The organism is Streptomyces sp. NRRL F-5122 (assembly GCF_001507435.1).
Classification (GTDB): domain Bacteria; phylum Actinomycetota; class Actinomycetes; order Streptomycetales; family Streptomycetaceae; genus Streptomyces; species Streptomyces lannensis.
The window spans coordinates 37,592-56,767 of sequence record NZ_LMWH01000229.1; the positions used below are offsets into that span (position 1 = coordinate 37,592).

The 19,176-nt window shown below is 71.4% G+C and carries 23 protein-coding genes; 14 read left to right on the forward strand and 9 right to left on the reverse strand.

The window, feature by feature from the left end:
• Window positions 1-49: 49 nt before the first annotated feature.
• From ADL25_RS23045 to ADL25_RS23055, 3 genes are all read right to left on the reverse strand, one after another.
• Window positions 50-1,093 (reverse strand): hypothetical protein, encoded by a 1,044-nt coding sequence (locus ADL25_RS23045; RefSeq protein ID WP_059129699.1) that lies wholly within the window; start codon window positions 1,091-1,093, stop codon window positions 50-52.
• A 33-nt stretch (window positions 1,094-1,126) separates the two neighbouring features.
• Window positions 1,127-2,404 carry an FUSC family protein gene (locus ADL25_RS23050; protein WP_059129700.1) on the reverse strand — a complete coding sequence of 426 codons (1,278 nt, stop codon included), beginning with the start codon at window positions 2,402-2,404 and terminating at the stop codon, window positions 1,127-1,129.
• A gap of 127 nt (window positions 2,405-2,531) precedes the next feature.
• Window positions 2,532-3,026: an FBP domain-containing protein gene (locus ADL25_RS23055; RefSeq protein ID WP_059129701.1), complete on the reverse strand. Its 495-nt coding sequence runs from the start codon at window positions 3,024-3,026 to the stop codon at window positions 2,532-2,534.
• 83 nt (window positions 3,027-3,109) lie between these two features.
• On the opposite strand from ADL25_RS23055, the gene ADL25_RS23060 reads away from it, so the two are divergent.
• Entirely contained in the window at window positions 3,110-4,036 is a 927-nt protein-coding gene (locus tag ADL25_RS23060; RefSeq protein WP_234381003.1) for a DUF3626 domain-containing protein, read from the forward strand.
• A 65-nt stretch (window positions 4,037-4,101) separates the two neighbouring features.
• Window positions 4,102-4,614, forward strand: coding sequence for a GNAT family N-acetyltransferase (locus tag ADL25_RS23065; RefSeq protein WP_059129702.1), 513 nt, complete (start codon window positions 4,102-4,104; stop codon window positions 4,612-4,614).
• Window positions 4,615-4,642: 28 nt separating this feature from the next.
• Here ADL25_RS23065 and ADL25_RS23070 read toward each other — a convergent pair whose 3' ends face one another.
• On the reverse strand, window positions 4,643-4,921 hold the full coding sequence (locus ADL25_RS23070; protein WP_059129703.1) for a hypothetical protein: 279 nt from the start codon (window positions 4,919-4,921) through the stop codon (window positions 4,643-4,645).
• Between the two features lie 380 nt (window positions 4,922-5,301).
• Here ADL25_RS23070 and ADL25_RS23075 point away from each other — a divergent pair, with 380 nt between their 5' ends.
• The 5 genes from ADL25_RS23075 to ADL25_RS51600 all read left to right on the forward strand — a co-directional run bounded on the left by ADL25_RS23075 (window position 5,302) and on the right by ADL25_RS51600 (window position 9,541).
• Window positions 5,302-6,591, forward strand: coding sequence for an ROK family transcriptional regulator (locus tag ADL25_RS23075; RefSeq protein ID WP_059129704.1), 1,290 nt, complete (start codon window positions 5,302-5,304; stop codon window positions 6,589-6,591).
• A gap of 141 nt (window positions 6,592-6,732) precedes the next feature.
• Window positions 6,733-6,984 carry a hypothetical protein gene (locus ADL25_RS23080; protein WP_059129756.1) on the forward strand — a complete coding sequence of 84 codons (252 nt, stop codon included), beginning with the start codon at window positions 6,733-6,735 and terminating at the stop codon, window positions 6,982-6,984.
• 241 nt (window positions 6,985-7,225) lie between these two features.
• On the forward strand, window positions 7,226-8,722 hold the full coding sequence (locus tag ADL25_RS23085) for a helix-turn-helix domain-containing protein (RefSeq protein ID WP_059129757.1): 1,497 nt from the start codon (window positions 7,226-7,228) through the stop codon (window positions 8,720-8,722).
• Window positions 8,723-8,739: 17 nt separating this feature from the next.
• Window positions 8,740-9,312, forward strand: coding sequence for a hypothetical protein (locus ADL25_RS23090; RefSeq protein WP_059129705.1), 573 nt, complete (start codon window positions 8,740-8,742; stop codon window positions 9,310-9,312).
• 97 nt (window positions 9,313-9,409) lie between these two features.
• Complete coding sequence (locus tag ADL25_RS51600; RefSeq protein WP_267889273.1) at window positions 9,410-9,541, forward strand: hypothetical protein; 132 nt, start codon at window positions 9,410-9,412, stop codon at window positions 9,539-9,541.
• A gap of 33 nt (window positions 9,542-9,574) precedes the next feature.
• Here the strand turns inward: ADL25_RS51600 and ADL25_RS23095 are convergent, their stop codons facing one another.
• The 3 genes from ADL25_RS23095 to ADL25_RS23105 all read right to left on the reverse strand — a co-directional run bounded on the left by ADL25_RS23095 (window position 9,575) and on the right by ADL25_RS23105 (window position 12,600).
• Entirely contained in the window at window positions 9,575-10,543 is a 969-nt protein-coding gene (locus ADL25_RS23095) for an SDR family NAD(P)-dependent oxidoreductase (RefSeq protein ID WP_059129706.1), read from the reverse strand.
• Between the two features lie 319 nt (window positions 10,544-10,862).
• Window positions 10,863-11,525: an HAD family hydrolase gene (locus tag ADL25_RS23100; RefSeq protein WP_059129707.1), complete on the reverse strand. Its 663-nt coding sequence runs from the start codon at window positions 11,523-11,525 to the stop codon at window positions 10,863-10,865.
• A gap of 37 nt (window positions 11,526-11,562) precedes the next feature.
• Window positions 11,563-12,600, reverse strand: a complete 1,038-nt coding sequence (locus ADL25_RS23105; RefSeq protein WP_059129708.1) for a PHP domain-containing protein — start codon at window positions 12,598-12,600, stop codon at window positions 11,563-11,565.
• A gap of 186 nt (window positions 12,601-12,786) precedes the next feature.
• Between ADL25_RS23105 and ADL25_RS23110 the strand changes: the two genes are divergently transcribed.
• Window positions 12,787-13,023 carry a hypothetical protein gene (locus ADL25_RS23110; RefSeq protein WP_059129709.1) on the forward strand — a complete coding sequence of 79 codons (237 nt, stop codon included), beginning with the start codon at window positions 12,787-12,789 and terminating at the stop codon, window positions 13,021-13,023.
• Between the two features lie 167 nt (window positions 13,024-13,190).
• Here ADL25_RS23110 and ADL25_RS23115 read toward each other — a convergent pair whose 3' ends face one another.
• Window positions 13,191-14,432: an RICIN domain-containing protein gene (locus tag ADL25_RS23115; protein ID WP_059129710.1), complete on the reverse strand. Its 1,242-nt coding sequence runs from the start codon at window positions 14,430-14,432 to the stop codon at window positions 13,191-13,193.
• Between the two features lie 204 nt (window positions 14,433-14,636).
• The gene (locus ADL25_RS23120) at window positions 14,637-15,173 is read right to left on the reverse strand and encodes a VanZ family protein (RefSeq protein ID WP_059129711.1); all 537 of its coding nucleotides are present in this window, start codon (window positions 15,171-15,173) and stop codon (window positions 14,637-14,639) included.
• 253 nt (window positions 15,174-15,426) lie between these two features.
• Here ADL25_RS23120 and ADL25_RS23125 point away from each other — a divergent pair, with 253 nt between their 5' ends.
• The 6 genes from ADL25_RS23125 to ADL25_RS23150 are packed head-to-tail and all read left to right on the forward strand — an operon-like array spanning window position 15,427 to window position 19,158.
• Complete coding sequence (locus ADL25_RS23125; RefSeq protein WP_059129712.1) at window positions 15,427-15,609, forward strand: hypothetical protein; 183 nt, start codon at window positions 15,427-15,429, stop codon at window positions 15,607-15,609.
• Complete coding sequence (locus tag ADL25_RS23130) at window positions 15,606-16,058, forward strand: monovalent cation/H+ antiporter complex subunit F (RefSeq protein ID WP_059129713.1); 453 nt, start codon at window positions 15,606-15,608, stop codon at window positions 16,056-16,058. Before ADL25_RS23125 ends, ADL25_RS23130 begins: the two co-directional genes overlap by 4 nt.
• Window positions 16,051-16,314: a Na(+)/H(+) antiporter subunit B gene (locus ADL25_RS23135; RefSeq protein WP_059129714.1), complete on the forward strand. Its 264-nt coding sequence runs from the start codon at window positions 16,051-16,053 to the stop codon at window positions 16,312-16,314. Before ADL25_RS23130 ends, ADL25_RS23135 begins: the two co-directional genes overlap by 8 nt.
• Window positions 16,311-17,054, forward strand: a complete 744-nt coding sequence (locus ADL25_RS23140) for an MnhB domain-containing protein (protein WP_059129715.1) — start codon at window positions 16,311-16,313, stop codon at window positions 17,052-17,054. Before ADL25_RS23135 ends, ADL25_RS23140 begins: the two co-directional genes overlap by 4 nt.
• Window positions 17,051-17,398, forward strand: a complete 348-nt coding sequence (locus ADL25_RS23145) for a sodium:proton antiporter (RefSeq protein ID WP_059129716.1) — start codon at window positions 17,051-17,053, stop codon at window positions 17,396-17,398. The genes ADL25_RS23140 and ADL25_RS23145 overlap by 4 nt, the downstream gene beginning before the upstream one ends.
• Complete coding sequence (locus tag ADL25_RS23150; RefSeq protein ID WP_059129717.1) at window positions 17,398-19,158, forward strand: complex I subunit 5 family protein; 1,761 nt, start codon at window positions 17,398-17,400, stop codon at window positions 19,156-19,158. The genes ADL25_RS23145 and ADL25_RS23150 overlap by 1 nt, the downstream gene beginning before the upstream one ends.
• Window positions 19,159-19,176 lie beyond the last annotated feature (18 nt).

The window sequence follows — 19,176 nt, forward strand, 5'->3', positions numbered from 1 at the left end:
TCAGGTGCAAGGCGGGCAACCGGCATTGCGTGCGGTGCAACACACCCGACTACCAGTCGCCGTCCCCGACGGGCTTGCCCGGTGCGTCGCCCAGCGGCTTCACCTGCTGCGGTGACGGCTCCTGCCACGGCTCGTGGTCGTCGCCGAGCCAGTCGCCGACCGGCTTGACCTCACCGAGCGCGTCCGTGGGCGCGAGGTCCTCGGCGTCCTGGTCGTAGTAATCGAACCACGGCAGTCCCGCACGTGTGTACGCCGCGCGGTCCACCGGAGACGGCGGGGGCGCCTCGCCCGTGATCCGCCGCCACTCCGGCGGTGTCACCAGATGGACGAACACCCGCCCTGCCGGCTCCTCCGCCCAGCTTCCGGCCGGCCAGTCGTCCTTGTAGACCTCCTGCCGCATGGACCCGCCGACCCCGAGGCCCATGGCGGGGGCGCGGCGCGGGGCTGCGCCGGGGGCGGCCATGGCTGCGGGCGCCGGTACGGCACCCGGGGCGGGCGGAGGCCCCCCGTACGGTCCGGAGGGCGCAGAACGGGTCCTGAGCGCCCGTTCCTGCCTGCGCCGCTCCTCGTCCCGCCACTTGGCGAGGGGCGCCTCCTGGAGCGGGAAGGTCTGCAGCTGGATGCCGCCCCACACCTCCTCGCCGGTGACCTGGCCCTCGACCGTGGCGCCCAGACCGAGCGGCACCGCCACGAACTGGCGGACCGTCCCCTTGCCGGAATTGATCCCGTCGAGCCACGGCTGGCGCGGCAGCACGACGTAGTTCTGCGGACGGCGGCTCAGCCGGGAGCTCCACGGCCTGCCCGAGACCGCGCACACCTTGCCCGCGCCCACCTGCAGCGCGGCGGGCTCGGCGGCGCCGAAGCCCAACCACATGGCCTCGCGCAGATAGACCGGCAGCATCACACCGCCGCGCGCACGCCACTCGGCCGGCACCGTCTGCGGGTAGTCCTCGACCCGGCGGACGGGGAACTGGCCGAGGCCCGGAGGCAGCGCGTGCGTGCCCGTCTCCGGCAGGCGCAGCGTCCGCATGAAGCGGACCCGTACACCGTCCGGCAGCACCAGGGAGTCCCCGTCGATCCGCACCGATTCCATGCGCACTCCCCTTCCTCGCCGGATCGTTCGTCCTCACCTAGAACGCCGGGGCGCGCCCGGACGGTTCCGATCCGTGAAAAGACCGCGCAACCGGGCCGAGCGAGGGCCGCGGGCACGGTCCCGCAGTCTGGCCAGGCGCGGATTGCGCTCACGCTGCTCCCGGGCGCCGCGGTCCAGCTCCTCCAGCAGCCGACGGGTGCGGTGCTCGGTGTCCATCTCGTCCAGGATCCGGTTCACCTCGGTCAGGATCGCGCCGTGGAACTGCCACTGACGGGTGTCCCGTTGGACCTCCTCCAGCAGCAGCTGGGCCAGCTTGTCGCGGGTCGCACCCGCCGTGATCAGCTCCTCCGCCAGCCGGGTCTCCGCCGACTCGGCACTGCGGCTGACGTCGGTGGTGACCAGCACCGCGAAACTGACCACGGCGTCGGCGATCTCGGACAGCAGCCGCTCCAGCGTCGCCCCGATCTCGGGCTCGAACAGCGGCTCGGCCTCCCGCTCCTTCGCGAGATCCGCGAGGGTGCGCGCGATCACCCGCAGTACCACCGTGACGATCTCGAGCGTGTCGAGGCCGGTGCGCAGCACGATGCGGTGGAGCAGTCCCTCGCGGACCCGGGGGTTGAGCTTCAGGCTGTCCTCGGCCTGCCGCAGCGCGGCGTCCACGCCGACGATCTCGTGGTCGAGCCGGCGCGCCTCGTACAACCGTGCGGTCGCCAGCGAGGCTGACACACGTCCCGCGGCCTCCTCCCCGACCCGCAGCATCAGCTGCCGTACGCGCCGCGCCATCGCCTCGATCTCCTCCCCGGCGGCCGAGACCCATACGGGAGGAGCGATGAGCAGATTGATCCCCAGGCCGACCACCGCGCCGATCAAGGTCTCCAGGACCCGCGCCCACGCCGTGCTGCCCACCTGGGTCACTCCGAGGATCAGCATGGCGCTGATGGCCACTTCGGGCACGTACTCCTCGACCCTCACCAGATGGCCCACGGCCAGCGAGGCCAGGATGATCAGGGCCAGACTCCACCAGGTGAGGCCCACCAGGATGCTGAAGCCGATGGCGATGACAACGCCTGCGACCACCGAGTTCACCCGGCGCACACCGTTGGTGATCGTCGCGTAGAGGGTCACCTGCACGACCAGCAGGGCTGTCAGCGGCGCCGTCAGGGGCGCCGCCTCGGGGCTGAGGTACAGCGCGATCACATACGCGAGGGTCGCGGCGGCAGTCGAGCGCACCGCCTGGACGACCTCGGGCTGCCGGCGCCACCTTTCGATCCGGGCGCAGACCATCGCCCACGCATCACGCACATCACGCATCCCTAGGGGCCTTCCCGTTCCACCCGGGCGACGAACGTAACCATGAACACAAAGAACACGTTCGAACGTCGACCGGGGGAGCACCCGCCCTGCTCGGCGGCGTCCGTACCGGGCCGGGAAAGCACTCTCAGGTGTACAGCCCGTCGAGGAAGGAGGACAGATTGGCCACCATCCGGTCGATCTGCTCGCGCATGCCGAGGGTCTCCTCGAACCGCAGCCCGGCCTCGGGCACCTTCCTGCCGCGTACATAGAGGGAGCACGCCAGGTCGGTGCACATGTAGACGCCCACCGAGTTGCCCTCGCGCCCCGCCGCCCCCGCCTTGCGCGCCGTCATCAAGGAGACGCCGCTTCCCGGGTGGGTCGTCAGGCAGAGCGAGCACATGCTCCGGTGCAGGAAGCCGCGTTGCGACGACGGAGAGCGCAGTGCGACGCCGACGAGCCGGTCGGCGTGCTCGGTGACCAGATAGCTGCGACCAGGTGCACCGAGGTCGCGCCAGCCCAGGAAGTCCAGGTCGTCCCAGGGACGTTCGCCGAGGTCGCGGGGTATCGGCAGACGACTTGCATCGCCCTTCGAGCAGTTGATGAAGGAGTTGCGGATGTCCTGCTCGGAGAGTGGTCTCATGGGGATTCCTCCTGGGGCCGTTACAGGAACCTAGGGGTATTAGGTTTACGGCTAAGCTACCTAGCTCCATGGGGGGAAAGCGAGTGGATATCTCGTACGACGGGGCACTCGATGCGGCCGCATGGCGCGCCCTGCGCCATGTCGCGGCCAGATCCTCGGGGCCCCGGGTGAACAGAAGTCTGCGGCTGACGCTCAACTTCCACCCCGACCGGATCGTGCGCGGGCGGCCGATTCTCCAGGCCATGGCAGAGGACGGTGTGTACCGCTCGCAGTTCGTCACCGGCATCAGCAACGGCGGCCTCACCGCCCATCCCGGCGGGGACCGCTGGCGCTGGGAGAGCCGGATCTTCGGGCAGGCCTACGACGACGCGCCCACTCACGAGCGCCCCGTGTACGGTGCACTGAACTTCCGTCGTCAAGTGGTCGGCGCGGCGCCCCGCTTCGGCTCCTCCCACTTCCGGCTGACCGCCGCGGTGCTCGACAGGGCCACGTTCTGCTACCCGGACAGCGCGGCCGAGCCGGCCCACTTCGGGGTGGCCGCCGGAATGTGCCTGCTCGAGCTGGCCGAGGCCGACGACCAGGACGCCCTCAACGACTACATCGAGGCCCAGGTGCACGGACCCGTCGTGCTCGAGCGGGACGTGGAGGCGCTGGTTCTGGACGCCGGCTACCGAGGCACCCCGGTCGAGGTCGCGGCCCGGCGGCTGCCGTGCCCGGTTCAGTGGCACCCCGGATACCGGCTGTCCGTCGCGGAACTGCGCCGCCACCCGGACTACCGCGGCGCGGAGTACGTCGAGCTGGGGGAGTGCATCGCCGAGTACGGGCATCTCGATCCCAGGATCATCGGAGACGCCGCACGCACGGGCCGGTACGAGGTGCAGGACCTGAAGATGGTGTGGCACTGCCTGGCCCGCTTCGGGGCGCCCGCGGGCGCCGGGACGGCGGAGACGGACCGGCCTCCCGCCGCCACCGTCGTCCCCGCCCCGGAAGGCGACCCGGCCGGTGCCTAGGCGGGATCCGTCGGTACCGGCGCGACGCGGGCCGCCTGTCACACCCCCACCCTAGGGTGGCAGTCATGGACACCACTGACACGCTGCGGGTCAGGCTCGAGCCCTGGGCGGAGGGCGACTTCTGGCTGCTGCGCAGGACCAACTCCGCGGAGATGACGGAGCACCTCGGCGGCCCCGAGACCGAGGAGCAACTCGAGGTACGCCATCGGCGCTATCTCACGCCGGGAGCCGGACGGATGTACCGGGTGGTGCTCGCGCAGACCGGTGAGACGGTGGGGTCCACGGGATTCTGGGAGCGCACCTGGCGGGACACGACCGTGTGGGAGACCGGGTGGGGGGTACTGCCCGAGTTCCAGGGGCGGGGCCTCGCCGCACGGGCGGCCCGTGAGATCGTCGAAGCGGCGAGGGACAGCGGGACGCACCGGTATCTGCACGCGTTCCCCGACGTCGGGAACGACGCGTCGAACGCCGTGTGCCGAAGGGTCGGTTTCGATCTGCTCGGACCGGTCGCGGTCGAGTACCCGAAGGGGCACTGGATCACGTCCAACGACTGGCGGATCGATCTCGGCCGCCCCTGACGCCGCCGCACGTCGAGCACAGGGCCGGTCAGAAGCCCTCGGTGGGCTGCCCCGCCCCGGCGTTCACCTCCGCCTCGATCTCACCGAGCGGCCTGCCCTGCTCCTTCGCGTACTCGGTGATCGCGATCTGAAGGTCGCGGTCGAGGTCCCGCCAGGCCCGCAGTGCGGTCTCGTACAGATCGGTCTGCTGCTTGGTCCAGGGGGTGGCGGTGGGTGGACCGTACTTCTCGCGCAGCTCGTCGGCCTTCGACTGCGCATCGTTCGCCGCACGCCGCATCTCCACGAGTTCTTCAAAGGTCGTCGCCACGGCCCCGGATACTAGGCCCGGGTCGACGGGCGCGGCCCCTCGACCCGCACGCCCGGCACCGAGATCGACCGGTCGGCCCTAGGGCCGAACCACCCGGCCGCGTGAACCTGTGAGCGCGGACAAGGGAGTATGTCGGCGAAGGCTCACCTGGCAGAGTGACTCCCGACGGTGAGCGGGGCCCGCGTGGACGGCGACGAGTGGGCCCGGAGCCCCGGCGGGGCGGGAGCGGCGCAGCGACATGGTGACCGGTGACACGTGCACCGTCCGCAACCCATCGTCCTCATGTCTTAAATTAGGGTCTGATTTAAGACGGCGAGGAACACGTGTTCAAGCCCGGCGCAGGGGTATCGTGCAGGTCGGGACGGGTCGGAGGGAGCCACATGGGCGGGCGGAACGGGCGCACCGTGCGCGATCTGCGCCGGGGCAATCGCGCCGAGGTGCTACAGCGGCTGTATTTCGACGGCCCGATGAGCCGCTTCGAACTCGGCCCGGCGACGGGTCTGAGTTCCGGTTCGATCAGCAATGTGGTCGCCGAGCTCGTCGCGGACGGACTGGTCGAGGAGGCCGGCAGCGTCGACTCCGACGGCGGCCGTCCGCGCACCCTGCTGAGGGTCGCGCCCACCAGCGGCCACATGATAGGCGTCGACGTCGGCGAGACCCGTGTCCGTGTCGAACTGTTCGACCTGGCCCTGACGGAACTGGCCCGTACCGAACGACCCCTGGAGCATCAGCGGTACGACGTCGAAGTCGTCGTCGGTCACATCCGCGACGGGATCGACGAGGTCCTGGCCGCGGCCGACATCGCCCCCGAGCGGCTCCTCGGCGTGGGCATCGGTGTGCCCGGCATCGTGGCCGGCACCCAGGACCTCGGGGCCGTCGTGCACGGCCAGACCATCGGCTGGGACGCCGTCCCGGTCGAGTCCCTGCTCCGCTCCACCTGCCGGCTCCCGGACTCCGTCCCCTTCTTCATCGACAACGGTGCCAAGACCCTGGGCCAGGCCGAGATGTGGTTCGGGGCCGGACGCGGCGCCCACAACGCGGTCGTGGTCCTCTTCGGCTCCGGTGTCGGCGCCTGCCTCGTCACCGAGGAGGTGGGCAGCGGCCGGGCCGTGGAGTGGGGCCATCTGACGGTACGGGTCCGGGGGCGTCGATGCCGCTGCGGTGCCCTCGGCTGTCTGGAGGCCTACGCGGGTGCGGAGGCGCTCCTGGACCGCTGGCGCGAGCAGGGCGGGCGGCCGCCGCAGAACACGGACGAGGAGACCGCGCTGACCGCCATGCTGGCCGCGGCCTACCCGCCCGAAGGCACCGAGGCCGACCCGGTCGCGCTCGCCGTTCTGGAGGAGACCGCCGAGTACCTGGGCGCGGGACTGTCGGATCTGATCAACCTCTTCCAGCCCGAGCGGATCCTGATCGGCGGCTGGGCCGGCCTTCAGTTGGGGGCCCGGTTCCTTGCCGCGGTGCGCCGCTACGCGACGTCGTACGCCCTGCGGTATCCGGCGGAGCGGGTCTCCATCGACCTCGGCAGGCTCGGCCCGGACGCCGTGACAGTCGGCGCGGCGATCCTGCCGCTCGCCGACTTCTTCGCGCGCGGCGGCCGTCGCGCGGAGCCCGCGACCGAAGGGCGGCCCCCCGCGTGGCGGACGGCACTGGAGGAGCGGTCGCCGCGCTGACCGGCCGGGACCGTGCCGATGGGCTGATCACGGTTGCTCCCAGGGGTTTCGCTGATGCCCCTCGCGGTACTCGCGGCCTCGCCCGGCAAGGGGGCCGCGTGGGATCGCGACCCCCTCTCGGGCGAGGAAGAGGAGGACGCCGTGACCGATCGTCGGCAGGAAGGTCCCGGGGAGCGCTCCGGGCCCATCCCGCGGGACATGCCGGACCAGCAGGCCGGCGAGGAGGAGGACCCCTGGGACGCCCGTCCAGGACGGGGCTCCGGGAAGAACGCCGAGGACGAACGCGCCGACGACGTGCCCGACACGGACGAGGCGGGTACCGGCCGGCGGGGTGGTCCCCGTTCCGGCACTGTCCACCCCGACCACCCGGAACCGGACGAGCCCTCCGGCTGACCCCGTGCGGGGAGCGGCGGCGTACGCGCCGCTCCCGACCGAGCGGCGCGGGCGGCTCGACCATGCGAGCGACCGACATGCCGCGCGCGGGATCACCCGGTCGCCCTGGATAGGCTGACCGGGTGGGATGGTCCAAGGGAGAACGGCCGGGCGCGGCGGCCACCGCGCCGATGCCTGCCCGTGCGCACGGATGCGGGCCCGGCCGGGACCGGTGCGGCACCGGTCCGAAGGCGGTGGCACGATGACGGACTTCGAGGCGATCGACGCCCTGCTGGCCGGTGCCCGGGAAGAGGTGCCGCTGCCGCCCCCCGGCGAACGGCGCTCGCTGCGCGAGGAGTTGAATCTGTCCCAGGCGCAGGTGGCCCAGGCACTCGGCGTGGGCCCGTCCACGGTCGGGGGCTGGGAAGCCGGCCGCGACCCGAGCGGCGAGGTACGGGACAAGTACGCGTACTTCCTCGAGGGCGCCCGTACGAAGCTGGCGGAGCGGGCCACGGCCCGGCCGGCCGGGCACGAGCCGCCGACGGCCGAGGACGAGGAGGGCGGTCCGCAGGCGTCCCCGCACGACGGCGACGACGTCGAGGCGCTGCACAGAGAGCAGCCGTGCGTACTGTGCGGTCGGCCCGCGCGTCATCAGGTCGCGGGGTTCCCCCAGCATCTGGACCCGCGAGAGTGCGGCACCGCGCGGACCGGGGAGAGCGACGCGCGGACGGGCAGCGAGTCCGTCGGGACCGTGAGGGTGGTGCCCGCCGGCCGCCGTGTCCGGACGGCCGACGAGTCTCCCGACCCGATCCGTGAGGCCGTCGCGGCCGCGCTGGCCGCGCACTTCGGCGATGTGGAGGCGGCGACGGCGGCCCTGGTCGCACGAGCCATCCCCGACGCGATGGCGTTGCTGGACGGGACACGCAGGGGCGGCCGCTACGACATCGTGGCGCACCCCTGGATCCCGGACGTCCTGCGCAAGCAGACCGCACGCGGCTCGGACCGGATCTGGGAGGCCCGACCCAAGTGGGCACGGCCCGAACTGCCCACCGGCCGGCACCAGGTGACGGCCCTCGACATCAACGGCGCCTACCTGTCCGCCCTCAAGACCCACCTCCCCATCGGCCAGTTGGAGCACTCCAGCGGCTTCGACCACGACCGCAGGCGTGCAGGCGTCCACCTGATCACGCCGCCGGCGTGGGAGCACGACGCGGTGCTGCCCAATCCTCTCGGCAACCGCGACGAGCCGGGTCCGTTGTGGGTCACCGAGCCAACCCTGCGTCTGCTGTTGCGACTGTCCGGTCCGAAGTACGCACTGTGCGATCCGCCCGAGATCCATGAGTCGTTCACCTCCGGCGCGACCGAGAACCTGCTGGAGAAGTTCCGCGTCGCGCTCAAGGAGGCCCGGGAGCGGGCCATCGCCGAGGGGGACGAGGTGACGGTGGAGTATGTGAAGGCCATGTACTCCAAGTTCGTGTCCACGATGGGCGAGTCGAACTACAACCGGGAGCTGTACCGCCCCGACTGGATGCATCTGATCCGCTCCCAGGCCTTCGCAAACCTCTGGATGAAGGCGTACAAGGCGCATGAGGAGGGGCTGGTCGTCGTCCGCGCGATGGGCACCGACGAACTCCATGTGCTCGGGGAGTGGCGGCGTGTCTTCCCGGAAGGGCGCGGCGTTTCCGAGGTGAAGGTCAAGGACACGTACACCGTGGGCTGCGACACTGATCCCGTCGCCGCGGACGAACACGGCGGCTGAAGGGGAGAGGAGCGCGAGTGCCGCAGCACACCGGCGAGTTCGGCGCGTACGGCGCCCGGGGCGTCAAGGGCAGCGAGGCGGTGGCCCGTCAACTGGACACGCTCGCGGGCGGGATCGCGACCCCGGTGACGACGCGACGTGGCCTGCTGGCCCGGCTGCACTACCTCACACGCACGGAGCACGCGCGTGCCGCGGCCCGCGAGGCAGGACTGACGGTCACCGATCGCACGCTCAGGGCATGGCTGGCGGGCGGGCGCAGTCCGTCGCGGCCCAATCTCGAGCGGATCGAGACGGCGTACCGTGCGGTCCGCCGCCACAACGTCGCCCGCTATCTCCTCGGCCGGCTCAACCGTGAGGGCCGCGGCACCCGGGTCGAACTGCACCCGCTGAACCAGTCCCAGGTCCCCCGCCCCCGCCAGCGGTTCGTGGAGTTTCGCACCCTCAACGTCCGCCACTGGGACGCCATCGTCCGCGCCTGGACCGAGGGCGACCTCCAGGCCCTCGACGACGCCTGGACCGACCAGATCGTCGATCTGGGTTCGCAGTGGGGCCAGTACGAGTACGTGACCAACGTGGGCTTCGCCGCCTGAAGCCCCCGCAGTCATGACGTGTGAGGTAATCGACCGCCGACGCGGTGCACACGAGCATGGAGGACGTCCGCACGATCCGACTGCGTAAGGATGTCCCATGCCGTACTTCGAAAGCCCGGCCGACGGCACGCGGCTCCATCATGTCGACTACGGTCCGGCCGACGGACCCTTCGTCACCCATGCCGACCAACTCGGCGCGGACCTCCGGGAGTTCATGGCGGGGGAGTGAGGGGCCGACCGGAGCGCGGCCGGCCCCGGTCCCTCAGGAACGGGACGCGAACGCGTCGACGCCGGTGAGTTCGGCGGACAGGGCCCACAGGCGCGCCGCCTGGTCCGGGTCGGTCGCCCAGCTCTTGACGCCGGTGCGCGAGCCGTCAGGAGCAGCGGGCTCCGCGATCTCGCAGTCCTCGCAATACACCCCGCCGAGGCCCGCGAGCTGGGGGGAGGTGGCGGCCCACACCTGGGTGGCCGCACCCTGCTGCGGTGTCTTGAAGGCGTCAGGGTTCACCAGGGCGCCGGTCTCGTCGATCCAGCCGCGCTCGATCATCTCCTCCTTGGCGAGGTGACGCTGCAACGGCGTGAGGATCCCGCCGGGATGCAGGGAGAAGGCGCGGACACCGTGCTCCCGGCCGAGCTTGTCGAGGTGCACGGCGAACAGGACGTTCGCCGTCTTCGCCTGACCGTAGGCCCCCCACTTGTCGTATCCCTGCCGCCAGTGCGGGTCCTCCCAGCGGATCCCGGAGTTCTGGTGGCCGGTGGACGACACCGACACGATCCGCGCCCCGCCCCGCCGGATAGCCGGCCACAGGTGGTTGACCAGCGCGTAGTGCCCCAGGTGGTTGGTGGCGAACTGGGCCTCCCAGCCCGGTCCCACCCGGGTCTCCGGGCACGCCATGATGCCGGCGTTGTTGATCACGATGTCGATCGCGCGGTCGGAGGTCAGGAACCGCTCGGCGAAGGCCCGCACGCTCTGCAGGTCACCGAGGTCGAGTTCGTCCACCTCGACCCGCTCGAGGCCCGCGAGTGCCTCCTCGGCGGCGGCGCGGCGCCGAGCGGGGACGACGACCCGGGCGCCTGCCTTGCTGAGTGCCCGCGTCGTCTCCAGACCCAGTCCGGAGTAGCCGCCCGTCACCACCGCGAGGCTGCCGGAGAGATCGATCCCCTGAAGTACCTCGTCCGCGGTGCTCCGGGCACCGAAACCGGATCCGATCTTGTGCTGTGCAGTACTCATACGGCGCACGCTACGAATTCGAGGGCGCTCGAAGTCAAGCCCGGGTCACCCCTGTGGAGCCTGGGCAGGAGAAAGCCCCGACCGCGACGGGGGAATCACGGTCGGGGCAGCCGATGGTGGGTGCGGACGGCGGTCGCCTCTCGGCGAAAGGCTCCACAGGGCTTCAGCCGAACGATCTTCCCTGTGGGCGAGAGATGAGGCCCGGGGACACTGTTCCGTCCGCTCCCACGCCTCGTTCAACGGGAAACTATCGATCGGTGTTCCGGGAAACGCGTAACGTCCCTGTGATCTGCCTCACCGCCCTCGGTGGACAGAACACCTAGGTGTCCGGCGCCAGGGGGCTGTCCGCCAGCATGGCGAGCAGGTGCGACGGGTCCCGGTAGATGGCCCGGGCTCCTGCCTCCCGCAGGTCCGCCTTCGGTATGCCGCCCGACAGCAGGCCGATGCAGGTGACCCCGGCCCGTGTCCCGGCTTGCATGTCCCACACGGTGTCGCCCACGAACACCGCTGCCTCGGGTGGGACACCGGCCAGTTCCAGTGCGTGTTCGACGGGCTCGGGCGAGGGCTTGCCGGCCTCCACGTCGTCCGCGCTCGCCGTCGCCGCGATGGCGTCGTCCGCGGCGATGGCCTGGCGCAGCGCCGACAGTTCCCGGCCGCCGGCCGAGGTGGCGAGCACGACGTTCCAGCCGTCCTGGTCGAGTCTGCGCAGCAGCCGCCCGGCGTCCTTGAGGGGCGGCAGACGGTCGAAGAACGTGCCGTACAGCGCGGTGTGCGCGGAGACGAGCAGGTCTACCTCGTCGCGGTTCCGGCGGCCCAGCAGGTGTGCGATCAGGTCCTCCGAGCCGAGGCCCACCGACCGGTGGATGGCGTGCATCGACACCCGGTGACCGGCCTGACGGAACGCCTCCCACCACGTCGTGACGTGCAGATGATTGGTGTCGACGAGGGTGCCGTCGACGTCGAACACGGCCGCCCGTCCCATGCCCAGTCCTCCCTCGTGTGGGGGGTCGGGTACCACGTCAGGGCCCCGCCACACGTGTGGGCGCCGTCCGCTCGCGCGTCCAGGCCAGCAACTCCTCGGCCGTCCAGGTCGTGATCACACGCTCGGGGGGCACCCCGCACTCCTCGGCCCGGGCGCAGCCGTGGATCTGCCAGTCCAGCTGGCCCGGAGCGTGTGCGTCGGTGTCGATCGAGAACAGCGTCCCCGCCTCGACCGCCTGCCGCAGCAGCCGCCGCGGCGGATCCAGCCGCTCGGGCCGGCTGTTGATCTCCACCGCCGTACCGGACTCGGCACACGCGGCGAACACCGCCTCGGCATCGAACTCGGACTCGGGTCGCCCCCGCCCGGTCAACAGCCGACCCGTGCAGTGACCGAGCACGTCGGCGTGCGGGTTGCGCACGGCCGCGATCATCCGGCGGGTCATCGACCGCGCGTCCATGCGGAGCTTGGAGTGGACCGAGACCACCACGACGTCGAGCCGTTCCAGGAGAGCCGGCTCCTGGTCCAGCGAGCCGTCGTCGAGGATGTCGCACTCGATGCCCGTGAGCAGGCGGAACGGTGCCCATCGCCTGTTGAGCGCGGCCACCGCCTCCAACTGCTCCCGCAACCGCCCGGCGGACAGCCCGCGGGCCACGGTGAGCCGGGGGGAGTGGTCCGTGAGCACGGCCCACTCGTGACCGAGCCGTGCGGCGGTCCGGCCCATCAGCTCGATCCGGCTGCCGCCGTCGGACCAGTCGGAGTGGAGATGGCAGTCGCCGCGCAGCAGAGCCCGCAGGCGTTCGCCGCCGTGCGCGAGCGGCGCCGCGGCCTCGTGCTCCAGCTTCTCCAGGTAGCCGGGGGTCTGCCCGGCCAGCGCCTCCCGCACCACCTGGGCGGTCTTCGGGCCGATGCCCTTGAGGGCCTCCAGCGTCCCGGCGGCGGCGCGCTCCGAGACCTCGTGCCGGGGCAGGGTGGAGAGTACCTCTGCGGCCGTGCGGAAGGCCCGTACGCGATAGGTCGGGGCCCCGGCCCGCTCCAGCAGGAATGCGATCCGGTCCAGGGCTTCGACGGGCTCCATCGGCACCTCCTCACCCCAGCGTTGCCCACCGGCGTGCGGCGCGCACGACGAGGGGGTCCGGGGGCGGCTTCACCCGGGTGGGCCAAGGCCTCGGACGGCCTGCCGGGCGTGGGCGGGGCCGCCCCGACGTGCGGTAACCCACCCCCTGAGCCGCTGAGGTGCCGCGATGCGTTCTACCCTTTTTGCATGACAGAAATAGCAAGCCCGCACATCTCCCATCCACGCATCACCGTGCTCGGGGTCCAGCCCGGCACACCTCCGTTCCGGATCGTGGAGGTCGACGGCGAGATGGTTGGTCGGGCGAGGTCGCTCGTCGACGTGCTGGACGTGGCCTCGGAGGCCGGAGTCCCGGTCCACGATCTCGACGACCCCGAGGTGATCCGCTGGGTGGGCGGCGACAAGCTGACCTGGTACGTGCACTAGGCGTTTGTCCCGTGCCGGGCGCACGGAGCGGCGCTGTGCGCCGTGGAGCCGGTCGTACGCCGGCCGCGCCCTTGTCCGGCCGGCCCTTGTCGGGCGGTCGAGACGACTCCGTCCGCCCGCGGCGATCACGGGCGGACGGGATTTTCATCGTGGTCGTGCCAGGACGATCAGCCGACCGTCCACTTCTGGTTGGCGCCACCCGAACAGGACCAGATCTGCAGCCGGGTGCCGTTGGTGGAGTCGTTGTCCGTCACGTCCAGGCATTTGTTCGCCTGGGGGTTGACGATGTCGCGGGCCCCGGTGACCGTCCATTTCTGGTTGGGTCCGCCGGTGCAGTCCCACAACTGGACCTTGGAGCCGTCCGCGGTGCCGTTGCCGACGACGTCCAGACACTTGCCGAGGGCGCGCACGGTGCCGTCCGAACCGACCGTCCAATTCTGGGCGGCGGTTCCGTTGCAGTCGTAGAGCTGGACCGCTGTGCCGTTCGCGGGGTTCGCCCCCGCCACGTCCACGCACTTGCCCGCGAGCCCGGTGATCGGCGAACCGGTGCCGCCGGAGGCGTTGCCCGTCGTCACGGTCACCGAGTCCACGACGAGTTGCTGGGGGAACGCGGTGGAACCGTCGGGGTCGCCCGGCCAGTAGCCGCCGACGGCGAGGTTGAGGATCAGGAAGAACGGCTTGTTGAACGCCCAGGCCTTCCCGCCCAGATCCGCAGGGGTGCGCCGCTGGTAGACATTGCCGTCGACGGACCAGGTGATCGAGTCGGGCGCCCAGTCCACGGCGAAGGTGTGGAAGGCGTCGGCGAAGGCCTGGCCGTTCGGCAGTGAGTACCCGGCGCCTATGCCGCCCGAGCCCGAGTATCCGGGACCGTGGATGGTGCCGTGGACGGTGGAGGGCTCGAAGCCGACGTTCTCCATCACGTCGATCTCACCGCTGTTGGGCCAGCCGACCTGCCCGATGTCGTTGCCCAGCATCCAGAACGCGGGCCACATGCCCTGCCCGCGCGGGATCTTCATCCGGGCCTCGACATGGCCGTACTGCGCCGTGAACTTGCCGGAGGTGTTGAGCCGGGCCGAGGTGTACTGGCAGGTGCCGTACCAGCACTGGTAGTTCGCGGGGTTCTCGCGGCGGGCCGTGATGACCAGATGGCCCTGCCCGTCCAGAGCGGCGTTCTTGTTGCCCGATGTGTAGTACTGCCGCTCGTGGTTGTTGACGTTGTCGCCGGTCTCGATCTGCCACTTGGAGGAGTCGACGGCCGATCCGGCGGCGCCGTCGAAGGTGTCGGAGAAGACGGTCGCATCCGCCGCCTCCGGTGCCGCATGGGCCGGGGCGGCGGTGAAGGCCGATGCGGCGAGTACCGCGGAGAGCGCGGCGAGCAGACATCTGCGGAGCAGACGCGGGGAGTTCATGACGCTCCCTTCCACGGCCACCCGGGGCACGGGTGGGCCGACTGAGGTGGGGGGTGCCGGCGCGGCCGCGGTCGCCGACCGCGCCGGATGGGTTCCGTGGGGCGCTGTTTCGCCTCTTGATTCAAGTGGTGAAGTAAGGGAACGTCAAGAACCTGGTACGGACCAATAGTCGGACTTGCCGAACGGGCCTGGGCCGGGGCCGGCTCAGGCCCGGCTGCGCTCGCGGGCGTGCACGGCCCGGCCGAGCCGCTTCCCGAGGAGCAGGTAACCGAGCAGTGCGCCCGCGGTGTTGAGGATGACGTCGTCGATGTCGAAGGCGCGGCCCGTGATGACCGCACCCTGGACGAGTTCCACCATCAGCATGACGACCGCGGTGACGAGGCCCACCCGCAGAATGCCCCGGGTCCCCGGGGCGAGGACCGGCAGGAGAATGCCGAACGGCACCCCCAGCAGGATGTTCCCCCCGATCTGCTTGACGGCGTCCCGCGTGGCCGGCTGGTCCAGGTAGGCACGCAGGGAGCTGCCCGGACGCAGATTGCTGTGGATGAGCTCCTGGGACGCGGGTGACGGCTCGAGCGTCATCCGGGCCAGTGCCGCGGCGAACGCCACCATCGCCGCGAAGGCGAGCGCCATGGCCAGCAACCGGAGGGGGAGCGGGAGCGGTCGGCGCTTGCGTGGGGTCGCAGAAGTCCGGCGGCGTGCCGACTTCGCGCTTCGGGCGCCTATCGCTGTACGTGCCATCCAGCCCTCCCGTTTTCGGCTTCCCTCTGGGTAAAAGGGCCTACCCCCGAAAAGGCCTCTGATGCCGGATCAGCGGGCGGTCGGCCCAAGTCGATCGCCGGTGGTGAGGGCGGGATGCGCCGCCGTCGGTTTCCCTTCCCGCGGGCTGGGCACTCCGGGCGGCAGCCGCTCGCGCGCCGCTGCTCCACGGGCTTCGCGCAGTGCTTGGATGACATACCGGACATATCGCGACTGCGGTGGACGGAGGCGGTGCATGAACGCGCGTACGACGGGCCGGGTCGTACTCGAGGTCCTCGGCTGGTGGGCCGGCCTCACCCTGCTCTGGCAGGTGCTCATCAGTACCGCGGACACCCTGGAGTGGGTCGTCGGAGCGTCCGCCGCGCTCGTCGGCGCCCTCGCGGCGCGGGCCACACGACGGGCGGTGGGTGACCGGTGAACGGCTGGATCCTGACGGCCACCGTGGCGCTCGGCGCGGGCGTCGGAGCCACGGTGTGGGGTGTCGCCACCGGACCGCTGCGCCGCCGGGTCGTCGCCCAGAACATGTCCAGTGCGGTCGCCTGCCCCGGACTGCTGCTGCTCTCCCAGGGGTTCGGGCGCCCGGCGTACCTCGACCTGGCCCTGCTCCTCGCGCTGCTCGGCCCCGCCGGCACCCTCGTCTTCGCCCGGCTGCTCTCCGACGACCTGGCCGCGGACCCGCCCCACGCCCGCGGGGTCACCCTGGCCGTCGCGGGCTACGGGGCCGTGGTCGTCCTGGTCCTGTGCGCCGTGACCGGGCCGGGCCGGACGATGGCCAAACTGCTCCTCATCGGGGCGCTGTTGATCGGCGGCAACCTCGTGGCCTCCCGGGCCCTGTCCGGCGGATTCGCCGCGAGCCGCCGTGGATGAGCCGTTGATCGTCGTCGTGCTGCTGCTGGTCGCCGTCTCGGCGACGGCTGCCGTCGCCGTCCGCGACCCAGTCCACCAGGCCCTCGTCCTCGCGGTGCTGGGCGTGGCCCTCGCCCTGTTGTTCACCGTGCTGCAGGCACCCGACGTCGGTCTCTCGCAGCTTGCCGTGGGCTCCGTCCTGACCCCCCTCCTGCTGATGCTCTCGGTGCACAGGGTCAGACGGAGAGAGAAGGGCCGGAAGGGGAAGGCACGATGACACGCGGCGCCCGGCTGATCGTTCTGGCCCTCGGCGGTGCGGGTCTGGCGGCCCTGCTCGTCGCCGCGTGCCTCGACCTGCCCGGCTTCGGCGGCACCTGGCACCCGTACGGCGACCGGGCCGTCGAGGCCTCGCTGTCCCGCCGGACCGCCAACACCATCGCTTCCGTCAACTTCGACCAGCGCGCCTTCGACACCCTCGGAGAGATGAGCATCCTCTTCGCCTCCGTCGTCGGGACGGTCGTCCTGCTCCGCCAGACCCGCGACGAGAAGCGCGGGAAGCCGGAACCGGAGGAGGTGGCGCTCCCCGTCCGCCGCTACGCCCTGATCGTCCTGCCCGTCGCCGTCCTGAGCGGCCTGTACGTGATCGCTCACGGCCAGCTGAGCCCCGGCGGCGGATTCCAGGGAGGAGTCGTCGCCGCGACCGCCCTGCATCTGCTCTACCTCGGCGCCGACTACCGGGCCCTCGAACGCGTCCGGCCGGTGGGCCTGTTCGAGGTCGGCGACGCGCTCGCGGCCTCCGCCTACGTGGTCACGGGACTTGCGGCCGTCCTCGGGGGCACGGCGTTCCTCGCCAACACCCTTCTTCCCTACGGCACCTTCAACACCCTGGCGTCCGGGGGCACCGTGCCGCTGCTGAACGCCGCCATCGGCATGGAGGTCGCCTGCGCGGTCGTGGTTCTGCTCGCGCGCTTCCTCGACCAGGCCGTCGAGATCGAGGAGGAGAACGGGAAACGATGACCGTACTGCCGTACCTGGTGGCCGTCTGGATCTTTCTGATCGGCTGCTACGGCCTCGCGACCAGCCGCAACCTGATCCACGCGGTCGGCTGCCTCGCCGTCTGCCAGTCCGCGACCTATGTCCTGCTGCTCGCCGTGGGCTACCGCGACGGCGGCACCGCACCCGTGTACTCCGACATCAAGCCCGGCTCCCGTCCCGTCGTCGACCCGGTCGTGCAGGCACTCACCCTCACCGACGTCGTGGTCGGCGCCACGGTCACCGCGCTGCTGCTCGCCCTCGTCATGCAGGTGTCCAAACGCCATGGCACGGTCGACCCCGACGAGCTGCGGGAGTTGCGCGGCTGATGAATCATCTGCTGCCGCTCCTTGTCGCGGCTCCGGTCCTCGGCGCCGCCCTGCTGATCGCCTGCGGACGCCGACTGCCGCGGATGGCCGCCGAGAGCATCGGGTGCGCCGTCTCGGCGGGCACCGCGGGCCTGGCCGTATGGCTGTGCTTCGACTCCTCGCCGCCTCTGATCGAATGGCTCGGCGCCTGGACGCCGGTCAACGGCCGCAGCGTCGGCATCGTCCTCGTCGGGGACGGACCGGGGCTCGGACTGGCCGCGCTCGCGTCCCTGCTCACGGTGGCCGCGCTCGCGTACTCCTGGCACTACTTCGACGTGTCGCCACGACGGCACGCGGGCTCCTTCCCCGCTCTCATGCTGCTGTTCCAGGGCGGTATGTGCGGCTTCGCGATCACGGGCGACCTGTTCAACGCCTTCGTCTTCTTCGAGTTGATGAGTGCCGTCGCCTACGCCCTGACCGGTACCCGCGTCGAGGAGGCCAAGGCGGTTCAGGGCGCGCTGACCTTCGGCGTGGTCAACTCCCTCGGCGCGTACGCCATGCTCATGGGCATCGCGCTGCTGTACGCGCGCACCGGCGAACTCACGATGACGCAGATCGGCCGCGGGCTCGACGCCCACCGCGGCCCCGACGCACTGACCCTCGCCGCCTTCGTCCTCGTACTGACGGGACTGCTGGTCAAGGCCGCGGCCGTGCCCTTCCACTTCTGGCTGCCCGACGCGCACGCCGTCGCCCCCACCCCGGTGTGCATGCTGCTGTCCGGTGTCATGGTCGAACTCGGCGTCTACGGGGTCTGGCGCGTGTACGGGACCATCTTCTCGGGACCCGGCGGTGTCCCGGTCCCCGACCTGGAACGGGCACTCGTCGTGCTCGGCGTCCTGACGGGGGTCGTCGGCGCCGTCATGTGCTGGTACCAACGGCATGTCAAACGCATGCTCGCCTGCTCGACCGTCGCGCACACCGGCCTCTTCCTCATCGCCGTGGGCACCCTGCGACCCGAGTCCGACGACGGGGCGGCTCTGTACGTGCTCGGCCATGCGGGCGTGAAGGCCGCCCTGTTCGCCTGCACCGGCGTACTCCTCGACCGGTTCGGCTCGGTCGACGAGCTCGCCCTGCACGGCCGCGCCCGGCCGCTGCGCGGGGTGGCGGTGATGTACGTGGTCGGCGGACTGGCGCTCGCGGGACTCCCGCCGTTCGGCACGTCCCTGGGCAAGTCCGTCATCGAGGAGGCGGTGGGAGTGCCACTGACCGTGCTGTACGTCCTGGTGTCCGCGGTGACGGCCGGCGCCGTGCTGAGGGTGGCCGCGCGGGTCTTCTACGGGCTCGGGCCCAAGCCGCACGGCGGGAACTCCTACGAGACCACGGGGACCGGTGAGGAGCCCGAGACCCGGCACCGGCTGAGCCGGATCCCGGACACCATGACCGCCGTTCCCGCCCTGCTGCTGGCCGCGTCCCTCGCGGTGGGCGTGGTCCCGGGCTTCGCCGGGTCCGTGGCGCACGCCGTGAACGAGACGGGGTCCGGCGGTGCGCCCGCCGCACCCCACTGGGGCGTGCCGGGCGTCCTGCTGGGAGTGCTCTCCACGGCCCTCGCGGTCGGGCTGGCCGCGCTCGCCGTCACCCGCCCGGAACCGCTGGGCGAGCGGCGGTGGACGCTGCCCCTGCGCCGAATGCAGTCCGGGCACATCGGGGACTACGTGGCGTGGGTGCTGGCGGGCGCGGCACTGCTCGGGGCGCTCGTCCTGCCGGGACTCCCGGCGGGCTGACGGCGCCCCGTGCGTCGC